Here is a 15,399-nt window from a genome sequence, read left to right as displayed (position 1 = left end):
GCCCGCGAAGGGCAGGCCGGCGGGGCGGTCGGCTCAGGCCGGCAGTCCGGCCGGGCGGTCAATGAGGATCGGGTTGGCGATCATCGCCTCGAGGATTTCCTCGTCGCTGAGCGCCGGGTCGTCGAGGCCGAGTTCGGCATAGGGCGTTCCCCGGCGGCGCAGCATGTCGCGCGGCCGCGCCCCCATGATCCGCAGGATTTCCGCCAGCGCCTCGCGGCTGGGCGGAGCCGTCAGATAGTCGCCGATCGCGGCAGCGTCCCCGGTCGGAGGAACGCGCTGCGCGGCGGCATCGGCTTGATGGAAGGTCTGGGACATCGCGGCGTTTCCCTTACTCGGGGCAGACGCCTGGCCGGCTGGCGGCCGGAGGTCTGCCCTCACACGTGCGGGCAACCGGTCTGGGTTGTCGGCGAAGGCCGGCCGGAGCCGGTCCGCCCGCCTGGCTTCAGTTCAGGAAGCCCGAAAAGATCGACCCGCCGCGGGAAGAACTCGACCGGCTGCCGCCGATGCGGTTGCCGTCGCGGTCGTATCCCTCGCGGCGATGCTGCTCCTGCGCATAGGCGTCGGCGGTGATCGGGTCGCCGGTGCGGTAGGTGAAGCTCGTCGTGTTGGCGAACTCGCTGGGCTTCAGCCGCGCGGCGATCTCTTCCTCGTGCGCGGCGTCGGCGGCTGCCTTGGCGGCGATCTCGGCCGGCGTCTGGAACACCGGGCACGGACCGTTCGGCGACAGGTTGGCGACCGTCTCGGCGCTCTGGTCGAAGATGTAGCGGCTCTCGCAGACGCCGACATTCGGCGGCCGCTTGGTGATCTCGAAATGGTCCGAGCCCAGCTTGAGCATCTTCCAGAACTCGTAATGTTCGGAATTGCGGTGGCGGGCGAGGTTCTTCGGGGTCATCCGGAACGGATAGGCCTGGATCTGGAACGCCCGTTGGCCGCCTTCGAAGGAATGGCGGGCGAGCGTGTAGATCTCCTGCACCTGCTCGTCGTCCATGGCGTAGCAGCCGGACGAGTTGCACGAGCCGTGGATCATCAGATGGCTGCCGGTGCGGTTGTTGGCGCGGTCATAGGCGTTCGGGTAGCCCATGTTGATGGCGAGGTGGAAGTTCGAGTTCGGGTTCAGCTGCGCCGGCGTCACCGTGTAGAAGCCCTCCGGCGCCTGGCGGTCGCCTTCCTTCTTCTTCGGCCCGAGCTTTCCGGACCAGGCGCAGATCTCGTAGGTCTTCAGCAGGGCATAGCTGCCGTCGGTCTTCTGCTTCCAGATCTCGAGTTCGGATTCTTCCTTGTAGAGCCGGACGAGGACGGGCGAGTTCACGCCCATGCCCTGCGCGCTGATGGCGCGGACGAGATCGGCGGGCAGCGGCGCGTTGGCCGGCACGAGGTCCTCGTACTTGCAGGCGGAGAGCGCAAACAGGCTCGCCGCAAGTGCGGCCGCCGTCACGAGGCGTCGGATAAACATCCCCTCAGTCCCCTATCGCATACGGCGCTCTAGCCGGCGCCGTCCCCTTCGATCCGGTGCGCACCCCGCACGATCCGGATCCTTGCGATGGCGACCCTCCGGCAGACCGGAGTTCCCATCGCGACTTCCGGCGACTTTGCTGCTGCCGCCTTAAGAAGCCGTTAAGCCCAATGCCCGCCCGGCAGGTCGGGACCCCATTCTCCTGACCCCCGAGCGTGGCTTCATTTTGGCAAATGCCGGAAGGGAAGTCCGTTGCCGGCCGGCAACAGGCTCAGAGATTGCGACCGATGGCGAGGAACTTTTCCCGCCGATGTCGCCGCAACGACTCACCATCGAGCGGCGCGAGCTCGGCGAAGGCCTGGCGCACATGCGCCGCCGCCGTGTCGATCGCGTCCTCGGCGGCCCGGTGGGCGCCGCCCAGCGGCTCCGGGACGATCTCGTCGATGACCCCGAATTCCTTCAGGTCCTGCGCGGTGATCTTCATCGCCTGGGCGACGTCGCGGGCGCGCGTGGAGTCGCGCCAGAGGATCGAGGCCCCCGCCTCGGGCGAGATCACCGAGTAGATCGCGTGCTCGAGCATCAGCACCTTGTTCGCCGTCGCGATGGCGATGGCCCCGCCCGAACCGCCCTCGCCGATGATCACCGAGACCAGCGGCACCTTGAGATTGAGGCAGGCTTCGGTGGAACGCGCGATCGCCTCGGCCTGGCCACGTTCCTCGGCGCCGATGCCCGGATAGGCGCCGGCGGTGTCGACCAGCGTCAGCACCGGGATGGCGAAGCGCTCGGCGAGTTCCATGATCCGCACCGCCTTGCGGTAGCCCTCCGGCCGCGCCATGCCGAAATTGTGCTTCAGGCGGGTCTGGGTGTCGTTGCCCTTCTCCTGGCCGATGACGGCAACGGGCTGGCCGTCGAAGCGGCCGAAGCCGGCGATGACGGCGTAGTCCTCCGCGAAGAACCGGTCTCCTGCCAGCGGCACGAAGTCGGTGATCAGCCGCTGCAGGTAGTCGAGGCAGTGCGGCCGGTCGGCATGACGGGCCACCTGGGTCTTCTGCCAGGGCGTCAGCTTGCGGTAGAGGTCGGCAAGCGCGTCCCTCGACCGCTTCTCCAGCCGCTCGATTTCCTCGGTCACGTCGACCGCGTTCTCGCTCGACTCGATCTTCTTCAGCTCGAGGATCTGTCCTTCCAGGTCGGCGACAGGCTTCTCGAAATCCAGGTAATTGTGCATCCGATACGCGGCTCTGGCCGTCCTTTGGATTGTCGGCCGGAGGGCGGCAACCGGCCGGTTTGCAAGGCTGGCCTGTCCGGCCCCGGGGCCGCGCCTGCCGAAAGCTCTGCTTGGAGGTGTGCTTCGCGGCGGAAACTGGCGACCGGGCGCAGCCTTGTCAAGAAAACCCTTGGGACTTGGTATCAATCGCGGCTTTGCGCCGACAGCGGGTGATGGTCGGTGACGAGGCGGATCAGCCGCTCCTCGAGCACGTGGGTGTAGATCTGCGTCGTCGAGATGTCGGCATGGCCGAGCAGTTCCTGGACCGAGCGCAGGTCGGCGCCGTGCTTCAGGAGATGGCTGGCGAAGGCGTGGCGCAGGACGTGCGGCGAGATCCGCGCCGCCGGGATGCCGGCCCGCGCGGCCAGCGCCTTGAGGTCGCGCGCGAAGGCCTGGCGGGTCAGGTGGCCGCTTTCCGACAGCGCCGGGAACAGCCAGGGCCCGTCGCCGACGCCGGCAACGTGCATCGTCTCGGCCAGGCGCTGCAGCGCTTCCCGCGCCGCCTCGCCGACCGGCACCATGCGTTCCTTGTCGCCCTTGCCGCGCACGACGATCATGCGGTTCTTCGAGCGCAGCACCGAACGCGGCAGGCTGACCAGTTCCGAAACGCGCATGCCGGTGGCGTAGAGCAGCTCGACCAGCGCGTGCAGCCGCGCCGCCCGCACGGCCTTGCCCGGCGCCAGCGCCGGGTCGGCGGCGTCGGCGGCCGCCAGGTCGAGCAGCGCGTCGACCTCGTCCTCGCTCATGATCTTCGGCAGCGGCCGCTTCTTGCGCGCCCCCTCGATCGGGCCGGTCGGGTCGTCCTTGCGCCCGCCCTCGGCGAACAGGAAGCGATAGAACTGCCGCAGCGCCGACAGCCGGCGCGAGCGGCTGGATTCGGCAAAGCCCCGTGCCGCCATGCGGGCCACATAGGCGCGGATCGCGTCGGTCGTGGCCTCGTGCAGCGACCCGCCCCGCCCGGCGAGGAAGCCCGCCACGTCCTCGAGGTCCCGCCGATAGGCCGCGACGGTGTTCTCGGCGGCGCCGCGTTCCACCGCCATCATTTCCAGGAACGATTCGATGTCGGCGGAATCGCGCCCCGCCAGCGTCCCGGCCGGGCTCACGGCCGCAGCCCGCCGGTGTCGGGAACAGGCGCCGGCGCCGGCTCGATCTGCGGCAGCGGCACGTCGACGATCATCTCCCGGCGGGTCGGCTCGACGAAGTAGACGAGCGCCGCCATGATGCCGTAGATGATGCCGGCAACGATCAGGAGCGTCGTCAGGAGGCGGACGAGGGTCGGCATCGCGGTCTGGCGCACTCGCTCTGGATGATGTCCCAATGACCCGTCGCTTCTAGTGGGAATGAGCGGCAACGCAAGCGGGCCGGCACCGGCGCCGGAACGGAGGAGCGGCGACAACCGGTGCGAGTGCCGCGCGCGCCGGGATGCGGATGCGGCGAAAGGCACGATGAGCAGGCAGCAGCCCACCGACGCAGCGACCACCGTCCTCTCCCGTCTCGAGAACCGTTCGGTGACGCTGATCGGGCTGATGGGCGCCGGCAAGACGACGGTCGGCCGCAAGCTGGCGACGTATCTGTCGATCCCCTTCCGCGACAGCGACGCGGAGATCGAGGCAGTGTCGCGGATGAGCGTGCCGGAACTGTTCGAGGCCTATGGCGAGCCGGAGTTCCGCGCCCTCGAAGCGCGGGTCATCGCCCGGCTCGCGGCGGAGGGGCCGCAGGTGCTGGCGACCGGCGGCGGCGCCTTCATGCGCGCCGAGACCCGCGCGATCCTCGCCGAGAAGACCGTGACGGTCTGGCTGAAGGCGGATCTCGAGACGCTGATGGAGCGCGTCGGCCGGCGGGCCGGCCGGCCGCTGCTGCAGGCGCCCGATCCGGAAGCCGTCATGCGCGACCTGATGGCGGCCCGCTACCCGGTCTATGCTACAGCCGACATCACCGTGTGTACCCGCAACGTCAAGCGGGAGGTGATCGCCGCCGAAATCGTCGAGGCGCTGCACCACCATCTCGAAGAGGAATTCGCGCGATGAAGCGAGAGGCAGCCTTCGGCGCCGAGCCCCAGGGCGCAGCGTCGCGTCGTCGCGTCGTCGTCGATCTCGGCGCCCGCTCCTACGACATATTGATCGGGCCGGGCCTGATCGACGCGGCGGGCGAGGAAATCGCCGCCCGGCTTCCCGGCATCCGCGCCGCGATCGTCACCGACGAGACGGTGGGCCGGCTCTATCTGACCCGCCTGTCGGTGGCGCTGCGGGCCGCCGGCATCGAGCATGTCGAGATCGTCCTGCCGGCCGGCGAGAAGACCAAGTCCTTCGAGCAGCTCACCCGGGTCGTCGACGAGATTCTCGCCGCGCGGCTGGAGCGCGGCGACGCGGTAATCGCGCTCGGCGGCGGCGTGATCGGCGACCTCGCGGGCTTCGCCAGCGCCATCGTGCGGCGCGGCATGCGCTTCGTGCAGGTGCCGACGACGCTGCTGGCGCAGGTCGATTCCTCCGTCGGCGGCAAGACCGGCATCAACTCGCCGCGCGGCAAGAACCTCATCGGCGCCTTCCACCAGCCCTCGCTGGTCCTCGCCGACACCGCCCTGCTCGACACGCTGACGCCGCGCGAGTTCGCCGCCGGATACGCCGAGATGGTCAAGTACGGGCTGATCGACCGGCCGGACTTCTTCGAGATGCTGGAGTCCGACCTCGGTAGCGTGTTCGGCGGCGGCGCCGGGCGCGGCGAGGCGATCCGCGTCAGCTGCGAGGCCAAGGCCGCGGTGGTCGCGGCCGATGAGGAGGAGCACGGCAGCCGGGCCCTGCTCAATCTCGGCCACACCTTCGGCCACGCGCTGGAGGCCGCCGTCGGCTATGACGCATCCCGGCTCGTCCATGGCGAGGGCGTCGCCATCGGCATGGTCCTCGCCCACCGCTTCTCCGCCCGGCTCGGCCTCTGCCCGCCGGCGGACGCCGAGCGAGTCGCCGCGCATCTTGAGGCCGCCGGCCTGCCGGTGCGGATCGGCGCCATTCCGGGTGCGCCGCTGACGGTGGCCGAGCTGATGCGCGGCATTGCCCAGGACAAGAAGGTCGAGAGGGGCCGCCTCACCTTCATCCTGACCCGCGGCATCGGCCGGGCCTTCGTCGCCTCCGACGTCGACCCGGCCGCCGTCGAAGCCTTTCTCGCCGAGGAACTTGCCCGATGACCGCGACGCTCTGGATCATGCTCGCCATCGTCGTGGTCCTGGTCGGCATCTCGGCCTTCTTCTCCGGCTCCGAGACCGCCCTGACCGCGGCCTCGCGCGCCCGGCTGATGAGCCATGCCAAGAACGGCGACGCCCGCGCCAACCTCGTCCAGACGCTGATCGAGAAGAAGGACCGGCTGATCGGCGCGCTGCTGATCGGCAACAACCTCGTCAACATCCTCGCCTCGTCGCTGGCGACCACTGCCTTTCTCGGCCTGTTCGGCCAGTCCGGCGTCATCTACGCGACCATCGCGATGACCATCATCGTCGTCATCTTCGGCGAGGTCCTGCCGAAATCGGCGGCCATCGCCCGGCCCGACACCTTCGCCCTCGCCATCGCCCGGCCGGTCAGCATCATCGTCATGCTGTTCGGCCCGCTCACCGGGGTGATCAACTGGATCGTCCGGCGCATCCTTGCGATGTTCGGGGTCAGCCTGGAATCCGGCGCCTCGCTGCTCACCGCTCATGAGGAGCTGCGCGGCGCCGTCGAGGTGCTCCACCGCGAGGGCTCGCTGGTCAACGCCGACCGCAACCGGCTCGGCGGCCTGCTCGACCTGCACGAGCTGGAAGTCTCCGACGTGATGGTCCACCGCACCTCGATGCGGCAGGTCAACGGCGACGACGCCCCGGCCGACGTCGTGCGCCAGATCCTCGAAAGCCCCTACACGCGCATGCCGATCTGGCGGAACGACTACGACAACATCGTCGGCGTCGTGCATGCCAAGGACCTGTTGCGCGCCCTGCACGAAGTCGACAACGATCCGTCGCGGATCAACATCATGAAGATCTGCAACCCGCCGTGGTTCGTGCCGGAGACCACGACGCTGCAGGACCAGCTCAACGCCTTCCTGCGCCGCAAGGGCCACTTCGCCATCGTCGTCGACGAATATGGCGAGGTCGAGGGCCTGATCACGCTCGAGGACATCCTCGAGGAGATCGTCGGCAACATCGCCGACGAGCACGATCTCGACATGCAGGGCGTCACCACCGAGGCCGACGGGTCGGTGGTGGTCGACGGCCAGGTGCCGATCCGCGACCTCAACCGCGCCCTCGACTGGAACCTGCCGGACGACGAGGCGGTCACCATCGCCGGTCTCGTCATCCACGAAACCCAGACGATTCCGGAGGAGCGCCAGGCCTTCACCTTCTTCCAGAAGCGCTTCACCGTATTGAAGCGCGAGAAGAACCGCATCGCCAAGCTGCGCATCCGCCCGGCGACCATCCTGGTGCCGCCGAAGAAGCTCGGGGCCCACAGCCCCGGCGCCGGGGCGGTCGCCGTGTCGGAGGCCGCCGACGGGGAACCGTACGACGAGGGCTACGACGATCTGGTCGAGGTCAACGAGGAAGAGGCCGCCGGCGCCGACGAGGGCTCCGGCTGGGCGGAAGCCGGCGATCGGCCGGCCCCGGACGACGATACACCTGCCCTCCCCGAGGAAACGCCCGCCGCTTCCGACGATTTGGCCGCCGCCGACCGCCGGCGCGACTGACCGGCAGCCGTCCGGCGGGGAACTGCCGGTCGTCAGCTGGCCGGCGCTGCGTCCAAGGCCGCCCGCGCCGCTGCGACGGCCTCCGCCACCGACGCGCTGAAGCGCAGCGGCGGCGCCGTCTTCTCCTGGTGGACCGAGAGCAGCCGGCGCGTGGCCTCCCCTGCCCCGGCGATCACCACGATGGCCCCGTCGCGCCGCGCCTTGCGGTCGAAGCCGACGATCGTCGCCGCGGCGGAACTGTCGAGGAACGGCACCTCCGCCATGTCGAGGACGAAGGCCCGCGGCCGCTCGGCGATGCGGTCGAGCACGGCGCCGACGCTGCCGGCGGCGGCGAAGAAGAAGGCGCCGGAGATCCGGCAGACGAAGATTTCCGGATCGCTGACCAGCCCTTCGCCGTAGGGCGCCTCGCCCGGCTCGCGGTCGCCGTCGGCGCGGTCGGCCTCGACCAGCGGCGCATGCCCGCCCTCGACCGTCACCGCGCCGGCCATGCGGTGCAGGAACAGGAGAGCGCCGAGCGAGAAGCCGACGACGATGCCGGTGGTCAGGTCGCGGAAGATCACCAGCAGGAAGGTAACGGTCAGCACCAGCGCATCGCCGCGCGAGCTGCGCAGCAGGCTGAACACCTCGTGCCGCTCGGCCATGTTCCAGGCGACGAACAGGAGCACCGCCGCGAGCGCGGCGAGCGGCACGTAGGCGGCGAGCGGCGCCGCCACCAGCACGAAGACCAGCAGGAACGCCGCGTGCAGCATGCCGGCGACCGGGCTGCGGGCGCCGGCCCGCACATTCGTCGCGGTCCGCGCGATCGTGCCGGTGACGCAGAAGCCGCCGAACAGCGAGGAGCCGACATTGGCGATGCCCTGCGCCACCAGTTCGCAGTTCGAGCGATGCCGCCGGCCGCTCATCGAATCGGCGACGACGGCCGACAGGAGGCTCTCGATCGCCCCGAGCAGCGCGAACGACACCGCCGCCGGCAGCACCGCGACCAGCAGGTCGAGCGAGAAGACCGGCAGGCGCGGCATCGGCAGCGACGACGGGATGCCGCCGAAGCGGCTGCCGATCGTGGCGATGTCGAGCCCCGCCGCGGTCGCCGCGATCGACGCGGCAGCGACGGCGATCAGCAGCGACGGCCAGTGCGGCCGGAACCGGCGCACCAGGGCGATCAGCGCCAGCGTCAGGAGCGCGATGGCGAGCGTCGGCGGGTCGAGCGTCGGCAGGGCCTTGGCCAGCGCGAAGAGCTTTTCGACCAACTCGCCGGGCTCGGGGCCGCCCAGCGTCAGACCCATGAACTCCTTCAGCTGCGTCGCGGCGATGACCACGGCGATGCCGGCGGTGAAGCCGACCGTCACCGGATAGGGAATGTACTTGATGAAGGTGCCGAGCCGCAGGGCGCCGAGCGCCGCCAGCATCAGCCCGGAGAGGAAGGTCGCGAGGATCAGCCCCTCGATCCCGTGCACGGCGACGGTCGCGGCGACCAGCAGGATGAACGCCCCGGCCGGCCCGCCGATCTGGAAGCGGCTGCCGCCGAACAGCGACACCAGGAAGCCGCCGACGATGGCCGTGGTCAGGCCCCGGTCTGGCGAGACGCCGGAGGCGATGGCGATCGCCATCGACAGCGGCAGCGCCACGATCGCGACAGTGAGGCCGGCGACGGCGTCGGCCTTCAACGCCGGCAGGCCGTAGCCTTCGCGGAAGGCGGTCACCAGCTTCGGGGTGAACATTTCGCGGGTGCTGATCGGCGGCGAGGCGGCGTACCCCGGCCCCTCGCCTTCGGCGCGGTCCAGCTCCGGGGTTGCCTCGGTCGCGGTCATGGCGTCAGCCGAGCCCCGCCTCGGGGTTTGCCGCCTGCTTGAGCCGGACGCCGCGTCCGCTGCCGCGGCTCGGCACATGCTCGGACAAGAGCTCGATCCCGGCGGCATCGAAGGCCGCGACCACCTTCTCCAGCGTGTCGACGACGCCGCGCACCGTGCCCTCGCTCGCCTCCATGCGCTGGATGGTCGGCAGCGAGACCCCGGAAAGCGCCGCCAGCTGGCGCTGGTCGAGACCGAGCAGCGCCCGGCCGGCACGCATCTGGGCGGAGGTGATCATCGGGCACGCCTGTCGGATTACGGTCCGATCAAGCTACCACACCTCGATGGTGACGTACAGGACATCATGCATCACGGTTCATACATGCTTCGTCGGTACTGGGCCGAAGCGTCTGCCGCGCCGCGGCCTAGCGCCGCGTCGGCTCGCCTGGCGCAGCCGCCTCGATGGCCAGCGCGTGGACGCCGGCCGCCAGCTCGTCGCGCAGCACGGCGTTGATCGCCCGGTGCCGTTCGAGGCGGCTCTTGCCGGCGAACGCGCCGCTGACCAGCCGCACCCGGAAATGCGTCTCGCCGGAGCCGTCGAAGCCGGCGTGGTGGTCGCTGCCGCCATGATGGTGGCCGGCGTGGAGGTGACTCTCGTCGATCACCGCCAGCGTCTCGGGTGCGAAGGCCTCGGTGAGTTTCGCCTCGATCGTTGCCCGGGTACTCATCTTGTGGCTCTCCTCGCGCTGCCGCTGCCGGCTTGTGCCGCCTCGTCCCGCCGCCGCGAAGCTTGCGCGAAACAGCCGGAGCCCTTGAATTTCCGGCTTTTTCCGATCTGTCAATTCTTGTTCGGCCGATGCCGCAGCACCATAATCGCCGGTGATGAAACTCGACTCCAAATATTTCGACGCGATCCGCGTCAAAGGCAAACGCCCCAGCGAGCCTCCGCGCGCGCCCGAATGCGCGTGGGAAGGCTGCGACCAGGCCGGTATCTACAAGGCCCCGATGGGCCGCGATCACGAGGGCCAGTACCTGAATTTCTGCGTCGACCACGTCCGGCAGTACAACAAGTCGTACAATTATTTCTCCGGCATGAACGACAAGGACATCCAGCGTCACCTGAAGGACAGCCTCACCGGCAACCGGCCGACCTGGACGATGGGACATAATGGCACGGCGGGCGACGCCGCCCGCGCTGCAACCGCTGCCCGCACCCGGCGCTGGAACGGCCGCGCGCGCGACCCGTTCGGCCTGTTCGGCGCGGAAGCTGCGGCCGCCCGCAAGACCGCGGCGCGCCGGCCGAAGCTGCGCTCCCTGGAGGTGAAGGCCCTCGAAACCCTCGATCTCGAGCGCGACGCGACTGGCGAAGCCATCCGTGGGCGCTATAAGAACCTGGTCAAGCAGTTGCACCCCGACGCCAATGGCGGCGACCGCAGCACCGAGGACAAGCTGCGCGAGGTGATCCAGGCCTACAAGCTTTTGAAGCAGTCCGGCTTTTGCTAATCGCTGGCTGACCGCTTCGGGCCCACCCGGATCGCGGCGGCCGCAACGCGACCAGGCGACCCCGCTCTCGTTCGAGCGCGGGCAACATCAGAGAATGGACATGGCCCGGCCGGCCCTGACGGGCACCGGGCCTCTGGAGGTATGATGAGTGCAGCGGAACTGGAAGTGGCCCCCCTCCCGGACGCCACGATCTCCGTCCGCGAAACCTTCGGTTTCGACAGCGACTTGACCGTCCCGGCCTTTTCGAAGACCGACCCGCACGTTCCCGAGCTGGACCCCGACTACATCTTCGACAAGCCGACGACGCTGGCGATCCTCGCCGGCTTCGCCAAGAACCGGCGCGTCATGGTCTCGGGCTATCACGGCACCGGCAAGTCGACCCATATCGAGCAGGTCGCGGCGCGGCTCAACTGGCCCTGCGTGCGGATCAATCTCGACAGCCATGTCAGCCGCATCGACCTCGTCGGCAAGGACGCGATCGTCGTGCGCGACGGCATGCAGGTCACCGAATTCCGCGACGGCATCCTGCCCTGGGCCTACCAGCGCAACGTCGCCCTCGTCTTCGACGAGTACGATGCCGGTCGGCCCGACGTGATGTTCGTCATCCAGCGCGTCCTGGAATCCTCCGGCCGCCTGACCCTGCTCGACCAGAGTCGCGTGGTGCGCCCGCACCCGGCCTTCCGGCTGTTCGCGACCGCCAACACCGTCGGCCTCGGCGACACGACCGGCCTCTACCACGGCACCCAGCAGATCAACCAGGCGCAGATGGATCGCTGGTCGATCGTCACCGTGCTGAACTATCTGCCGCACGACACCGAGGTCTCGATCGTCGCCGCCAAGGCACGGACCTACGACAGCAAGGAAGGCCGTCAGACCATCTCCAAGATGGTCCGCGTCGCCGACCTCACCCGCTCGGCCTTCGTCAACGGCGATCTGTCGACCGTCATGAGCCCGCGCACCGTCATCACCTGGGCGGAGAATGCCGAGATCTTCGGCGATCTCGGCATGGCCTTCCGCCTCACCTTCCTCAACAAGTGCGACGACCTGGAACGCCCGCTCGTGGCGGAGTTCTACCAGCGCGCCTTTGGCGAGGAGCTGCCGGAATCGGCGGCGAACCTCGTTCTGGACTGACGCACATGAGAGATAAAGCTTACTCTGATGCGATCGAAGAGGCTTCCCTCCAGATTTCATCATATGGAATAGGCCACGCCCTAAAAGAGCTTGGCAGAAGTGAACGCGCACTAGCGGCATTCTATTTTGCAAAAATTTCCGACACTTTTGTACCGGTAAAAATACTAGCCCAATATGCAGGATTGCTTTATGCCCGCAATACTGGCGTTGCCTTCAAAAGGTTGCGCGGCGGCTATAGAAACTTCAATTCCAGCGGCAGAGCGCTGGAGGAGTACGGAATATCGATCTACAGAGAAAATAGAAAAACTGGGGATAAGTACCCAGTTATTCTTCTAAATCCCGATCCTGAAGATATCAACCCACCCGATATAATGGAAACTATCAAGATTTTACAAAATTATGATCAAGACTCGATTAAAAAAATAATAACAAACTCTTCACTAGCTACCAGGTTTGACCGGAGCGCTGCGCTCAGAGCACTTGCTCTGATTAGAGCTGGAGGCGTTTGCGAGCTCTGTGACAGCAAGGCCCCTTCGAGAGTCTAAACAACATTCCTTATCTCGAGGGTCATCATATGGAGCCGGTGGCAAGAGGAGGATTGGACGAAATTGATAATATCGCGGCATTATGTCCGAATTGCCATCGGCATATCCATTACGGAATCAATGGGATGGCGAAAAATAACGAACTGCTTAAGAAGCGGAGCACCAAGCGCGCTTAATCAACGGCATAGATTGATATAGATGGCATCCCGCATCGGCGACAACCAGCGTCCCCCCGGCTCCCCGCCGGCCGACCGCGAGCCGTTCCGGCGCGCCGTCGCCGGCTGCCTGCGGGCGATCGCCGGCGAGGCCGATCTCGAGGTCAGCTTCGGCTCCGAGCGCCCCGGCCTGTCGGGGACCCGCGCCAAGCTGCCCGAGCTGACCCGCCGGCCGACCCGCAACGATCTCGCCGTCACCCGCGGCCTCGCCGATGCCATGGCGCTGCGCAAGGCGCGCCACGACGCCCGTATGCACGCGAGCCTCGCACCCGACAGCAAGGGCGCGCGCGCCGTCTATGACGCGGTCGAGCAGGCGCGCTGCGAGGCGATCGGCGCCAACGCCATGGAAGGCGTCGGCGACAATCTCGGCGCGATGCTCGAGGACAAGTATTTCCGCTCCAACCTCGCTGACGTCACCGACCGCGCCGAGGCGCCGATCGAGGACGCCGTGGCGCTGATGGTGCGCGAGCGGCTGACCGGCCGCCCGGTGCCGCCCAGCGCCCAGGCGCTGGTCGACGTCTGGCGCGACTTCGTCGAGGACAAGGCCGGCACCAAGTTCGACCGCCTGTCGGAGACCGTCGAGGACCAGCAGTCCTTCGCCCGGGCGCTGCGCGACATGCTCGTCTCGCTGGAGATGGCCGAGGAGCTCGGCGATTCGGAGGACAGCGAGGGTAGCGACGACGACGAGGAGTCCGGCGACAACCAGACCCGCGACAACGAGGAAGGCGGCTCCGAGAAGGAGAGCGGCAGCGACGAGGCGATGCCGCAGGAAAGCGAGACCGAGGGCGAGAACCAGGAGACGGCCGAGCCGGAATCCTCCGAGGTCACGGCCGACGATCCCGCCGAGGACGACAGCCAGGACAGCGAGACGCCGGGCGAGACGCGCCGGCCGCACCAGCCGCTGTCCAACCAGCTGCTGGATTCCGACTACCAGGTCTTCACCCGGGCCTTCGACGAGACGGTCGGCGCCGAGGAACTCTGCGACGAGGCCGAGCTCGACCGCCTGCGGGCCTTCCTCGACAAGCAGCTGGCCTCGCTGCAGGGCGTCGTCGGGCGTCTCGCCAACCGGCTGCAGCGCCGCCTGATGGCGCAGCAGAGCCGCTCCTGGGACTTCGACCTCGAGGAAGGCTATCTCGATCCGGCCCGCCTGGTGCGGCTGGTGATCGACCCGATGCAGCCGCTCTCCTACAAGATGGAGCGCGACACCGATTTCCGCGACACGATCGTGACGCTCTTGATCGACAATTCCGGCTCGATGCGCGGCCGGCCGATCACCGTCGCGGCGACCTGCGCCGACATCCTCGCCCGCACGCTGGAGCGCTGCGGCGTCAAGGTCGAGGTGCTCGGCTTCACCACCAGAGCCTGGAAGGGCGGCCAGTCGCGCGAGGCCTGGCTGAAGGCCGGCAAGCCGCAGAAACCCGGCCGCCTCAACGATCTTCGCCACATCGTCTACAAGTCCGCCGATGCGCCCTGGCGGCGGGCCCGGCGCAATCTCGGCCTGATGATGCGCGAGGGGCTGCTCAAGGAGAACATCGACGGCGAGGCGCTGATCTGGGCGCATAACCGCCTGCTCGCCCGCCCCGAGCAGCGCCGCATCCTGATGATGATCTCCGACGGCGCGCCGGTCGACGATTCCACCCTGTCGGTCAATCCCGGCAACTATCTCGAGCGGCATCTGCGCGCCGTCATCGAGGAGATCGAGACCCGCTCGCCGGTCGAACTGCTCGCCATCGGCATCGGCCACGACGTCACGCGCTACTACCGCCGGGCGGTCACCATCGTCGATGCCGAGGAACTCGCCGGCGCGATGACCGAGCAGCTGGCCGATCTGTTCGAACAGGAAGGCGCGCCCCGCACCGGCCACGGCGCCCGCCGCCGCGCCGCCATGGGCGGCCGCCGCTGAGCCGCGGGCAACCGTCCGTCGGCCTCCTGGACTTAGAGCGCCTAACAGAACCTGGAACCGGGGTGGTCCCGTGTCGATTCCAGCGGCATGGCGAGACCTCCTCTTTCCGATGATCTGCGGGCTGTCATCGAGCCCATTCTGCCGCCTGAGAGACCCAAGCCCAAGGGAGGCCGACCTCGGGTGCCGGACCGGGCAGCACTGACCGGCATCCTGTTTGTGCTTCGCTCTGGGCTCCCATGGGAGATGCTCCCGCAGGAGATGGACTGCGATTCAGGCATGACCTGCTGGCGGCGCTTAAGGGAGTGGCAGGAAGCGGGCGTGTGGGACCAGCTCCACCGCATGCTTCTGGACTGGCTCGGGCGAGCGGTGGCCATTCGCTGGCGCCGAGCCTGCGTGGACAGCGCGTCTGTGGCCGCCAAAAGGGGGGCGAGCGCACCGGCCCGAACCCGACGGATCGCGGTCGGCCGGGATCCAAGCGGCACGTCATTACAGATGCCAACGGCATCCCGCTTGCCGTCCGCCTCACGGCCGCCAACGTCCATGGCAGCCGCGTCTTCGACGAGCTAATCGACGCGGTGCCGCCCATTCGCCAAGGGCGCGGGCGACCGCGTCGGCGCCCATCTAAGCTCCATGCCGACAAGGCCTTTGACGCGCCACGCTGCCGGCAGGCCCTGCGTCGACGCCGGATCAAGGCCCGGATCGCCCGACGCGGGGTGGAGAACAGTGAGCGCTTAGGCCGGCACCGCTGGGTGGTGGAGCGCACGCTGGCCTGGTTCAGCCGCTTCCGCCGCTTGACGGTCCGTTACGAGCGCCGGGCTGACGTCCACCAAGCCTTTCTCTCCCTGGCGGCTTCCCTCATTTGCTGGAGCTACGTCCAACGACCGGCCCGCTAGT

General features: G+C 68.3%; 17 protein-coding genes. 9 read left to right on the top strand and 8 right to left on the bottom strand.

Annotated elements, in window-relative coordinates; genetic code table 11:
- Window positions 1-33 precede the first annotated feature (33 nt).
- The 5 genes from LXB15_RS01900 to LXB15_RS01880 all read right to left on the bottom strand — a co-directional run bounded on the left by LXB15_RS01900 (window position 34) and on the right by LXB15_RS01880 (window position 3,999).
- Complete coding sequence (locus LXB15_RS01900) at window positions 34-315, bottom strand: ArsC/Spx/MgsR family protein (protein ID WP_233950607.1); 282 nt, start codon at window positions 313-315, stop codon at window positions 34-36.
- Window positions 316-442: 127 nt separating this feature from the next.
- Window positions 443-1,453: a L,D-transpeptidase family protein gene (locus LXB15_RS01895; protein WP_370640153.1), complete on the bottom strand. Its 1,011-nt coding sequence runs from the start codon at window positions 1,451-1,453 to the stop codon at window positions 443-445.
- A gap of 271 nt (window positions 1,454-1,724) precedes the next feature.
- Window positions 1,725-2,678, bottom strand: coding sequence for an acetyl-CoA carboxylase carboxyltransferase subunit alpha (locus LXB15_RS01890; protein ID WP_233950606.1), 954 nt, complete (start codon window positions 2,676-2,678; stop codon window positions 1,725-1,727).
- 182 nt (window positions 2,679-2,860) lie between these two features.
- Complete coding sequence (locus LXB15_RS01885) at window positions 2,861-3,820, bottom strand: site-specific tyrosine recombinase XerD (protein ID WP_255696640.1); 960 nt, start codon at window positions 3,818-3,820, stop codon at window positions 2,861-2,863.
- Complete coding sequence (locus LXB15_RS01880) at window positions 3,817-3,999, bottom strand: histidine kinase (RefSeq protein ID WP_233950605.1); 183 nt, start codon at window positions 3,997-3,999, stop codon at window positions 3,817-3,819. The genes LXB15_RS01885 and LXB15_RS01880 overlap by 4 nt, the downstream gene beginning before the upstream one ends.
- A gap of 163 nt (window positions 4,000-4,162) precedes the next feature.
- Here LXB15_RS01880 and LXB15_RS01875 point away from each other — a divergent pair, with 163 nt between their 5' ends.
- From LXB15_RS01875 to LXB15_RS01865, 3 genes are read left to right on the top strand one after another with little or no spacing between them, the layout of a single operon-like run.
- Window positions 4,163-4,744 (top strand): shikimate kinase, encoded by a 582-nt coding sequence (locus tag LXB15_RS01875; protein ID WP_233950604.1) that lies wholly within the window; start codon window positions 4,163-4,165, stop codon window positions 4,742-4,744.
- Window positions 4,741-5,895, top strand: a complete 1,155-nt coding sequence (aroB, locus tag LXB15_RS01870; RefSeq protein ID WP_233950603.1) for a 3-dehydroquinate synthase — start codon at window positions 4,741-4,743, stop codon at window positions 5,893-5,895. The genes LXB15_RS01875 and aroB overlap by 4 nt, the downstream gene beginning before the upstream one ends.
- On the top strand, window positions 5,892-7,421 hold the full coding sequence (locus tag LXB15_RS01865) for an HlyC/CorC family transporter (RefSeq protein ID WP_233950602.1): 1,530 nt from the start codon (window positions 5,892-5,894) through the stop codon (window positions 7,419-7,421). Before aroB ends, LXB15_RS01865 begins: the two co-directional genes overlap by 4 nt.
- A gap of 32 nt (window positions 7,422-7,453) precedes the next feature.
- Here the strand turns inward: LXB15_RS01865 and LXB15_RS01860 are convergent, their stop codons facing one another.
- From LXB15_RS01860 to LXB15_RS01850, 3 genes are all read right to left on the bottom strand, one after another.
- Window positions 7,454-9,139: a SulP family inorganic anion transporter gene (locus tag LXB15_RS01860; protein ID WP_233953023.1), complete on the bottom strand. Its 1,686-nt coding sequence runs from the start codon at window positions 9,137-9,139 to the stop codon at window positions 7,454-7,456.
- Window positions 9,140-9,233: 94 nt separating this feature from the next.
- A complete protein-coding gene (locus tag LXB15_RS01855) occupies window positions 9,234-9,506 on the bottom strand; it encodes a helix-turn-helix domain-containing protein (RefSeq protein ID WP_233950601.1) in 273 nt (90 codons plus the stop codon).
- Between the two features lie 127 nt (window positions 9,507-9,633).
- Window positions 9,634-9,936, bottom strand: a complete 303-nt coding sequence (locus LXB15_RS01850; RefSeq protein WP_233950600.1) for a BolA family transcriptional regulator — start codon at window positions 9,934-9,936, stop codon at window positions 9,634-9,636.
- A gap of 154 nt (window positions 9,937-10,090) precedes the next feature.
- Here LXB15_RS01850 and LXB15_RS01845 point away from each other — a divergent pair, with 154 nt between their 5' ends.
- From LXB15_RS01845 to LXB15_RS01825, 6 genes are all read left to right on the top strand, one after another.
- Window positions 10,091-10,711 (top strand): J domain-containing protein, encoded by a 621-nt coding sequence (locus LXB15_RS01845; RefSeq protein ID WP_233950599.1) that lies wholly within the window; start codon window positions 10,091-10,093, stop codon window positions 10,709-10,711.
- A gap of 141 nt (window positions 10,712-10,852) precedes the next feature.
- Window positions 10,853-11,842, top strand: a complete 990-nt coding sequence (cobS, locus tag LXB15_RS01840; RefSeq protein ID WP_233950598.1) for a cobaltochelatase subunit CobS — start codon at window positions 10,853-10,855, stop codon at window positions 11,840-11,842.
- Window positions 11,843-11,847: 5 nt separating this feature from the next.
- Window positions 11,848-12,387 carry a hypothetical protein gene (locus tag LXB15_RS01835; protein WP_233950597.1) on the top strand — a complete coding sequence of 180 codons (540 nt, stop codon included), beginning with the start codon at window positions 11,848-11,850 and terminating at the stop codon, window positions 12,385-12,387.
- A gap of 5 nt (window positions 12,388-12,392) precedes the next feature.
- Window positions 12,393-12,563 carry an HNH endonuclease gene (locus LXB15_RS21055; RefSeq protein WP_370640204.1) on the top strand — a complete coding sequence of 57 codons (171 nt, stop codon included), beginning with the start codon at window positions 12,393-12,395 and terminating at the stop codon, window positions 12,561-12,563.
- Window positions 12,564-12,585: 22 nt separating this feature from the next.
- Window positions 12,586-14,505 (top strand): cobaltochelatase subunit CobT, encoded by a 1,920-nt coding sequence (cobT, locus tag LXB15_RS01830; protein WP_233950596.1) that lies wholly within the window; start codon window positions 12,586-12,588, stop codon window positions 14,503-14,505.
- 87 nt (window positions 14,506-14,592) lie between these two features.
- Window positions 14,593-15,398 (top strand): IS5 family transposase gene (locus LXB15_RS01825; protein WP_233950595.1). Its coding sequence is split into 2 segments (ribosomal slippage): window positions 14,593-14,923 and window positions 14,923-15,398, totalling 807 coding nucleotides; the frame shifts between segments, so codons are not numbered across the junction.
- Window position 15,399: the final 1 nt, after the last annotated feature.

The organism is Aurantimonas sp. HBX-1, assembly GCF_021391535.1.
In the GTDB taxonomy this organism is placed as follows: Bacteria; Pseudomonadota; Alphaproteobacteria; order Rhizobiales; family Rhizobiaceae; genus Aurantimonas.
Note: the sequence above shows the minus strand (reverse complement) of the source record. Positions and strands in the feature narration are given on the sequence as shown.

What these genes read in the sequence shown, in the direction of transcription:
- LXB15_RS01845 (WP_233950599.1), top strand. Translation starts at nt 10,091, where the DNA reads ATGAAACTCGACTCCAAATATTTCGACGCGATCCGCGTCAAAGGCAAA.
- LXB15_RS01875 (WP_233950604.1), top strand. Translation starts at nt 4,163, where the DNA reads ATGAGCAGGCAGCAGCCCACCGACGCAGCGACCACCGTCCTCTCCCGT.
- LXB15_RS01855 (WP_233950601.1), bottom strand. Translation starts at nt 9,506, where the DNA reads ATGATCACCTCCGCCCAGATGCGTGCCGGCCGGGCGCTGCTCGGTCTC.
- LXB15_RS01900 (WP_233950607.1), bottom strand. Translation starts at nt 315, where the DNA reads ATGTCCCAGACCTTCCATCAAGCCGATGCCGCCGCGCAGCGCGTTCCT.
- LXB15_RS01880 (WP_233950605.1), bottom strand. Translation starts at nt 3,999, where the DNA reads ATGCCGACCCTCGTCCGCCTCCTGACGACGCTCCTGATCGTTGCCGGC.
- LXB15_RS01895 (WP_370640153.1), bottom strand. Translation starts at nt 1,453, where the DNA reads ATGTTTATCCGACGCCTCGTGACGGCGGCCGCACTTGCGGCGAGCCTG.
- LXB15_RS01865 (WP_233950602.1), top strand. Translation starts at nt 5,892, where the DNA reads ATGACCGCGACGCTCTGGATCATGCTCGCCATCGTCGTGGTCCTGGTC.
- cobT (WP_233950596.1), top strand. Translation starts at nt 12,586, where the DNA reads ATGGCATCCCGCATCGGCGACAACCAGCGTCCCCCCGGCTCCCCGCCG.
- LXB15_RS01835 (WP_233950597.1), top strand. Translation starts at nt 11,848, where the DNA reads ATGAGAGATAAAGCTTACTCTGATGCGATCGAAGAGGCTTCCCTCCAG.
- LXB15_RS01860 (WP_233953023.1), bottom strand. Translation starts at nt 9,139, where the DNA reads ATGTTCACCCCGAAGCTGGTGACCGCCTTCCGCGAAGGCTACGGCCTG.
- LXB15_RS01890 (WP_233950606.1), bottom strand. Translation starts at nt 2,678, where the DNA reads ATGCACAATTACCTGGATTTCGAGAAGCCTGTCGCCGACCTGGAAGGA.
- cobS (WP_233950598.1), top strand. Translation starts at nt 10,853, where the DNA reads ATGATGAGTGCAGCGGAACTGGAAGTGGCCCCCCTCCCGGACGCCACG.
- LXB15_RS01850 (WP_233950600.1), bottom strand. Translation starts at nt 9,936, where the DNA reads ATGAGTACCCGGGCAACGATCGAGGCGAAACTCACCGAGGCCTTCGCA.
- aroB (WP_233950603.1), top strand. Translation starts at nt 4,741, where the DNA reads ATGAAGCGAGAGGCAGCCTTCGGCGCCGAGCCCCAGGGCGCAGCGTCG.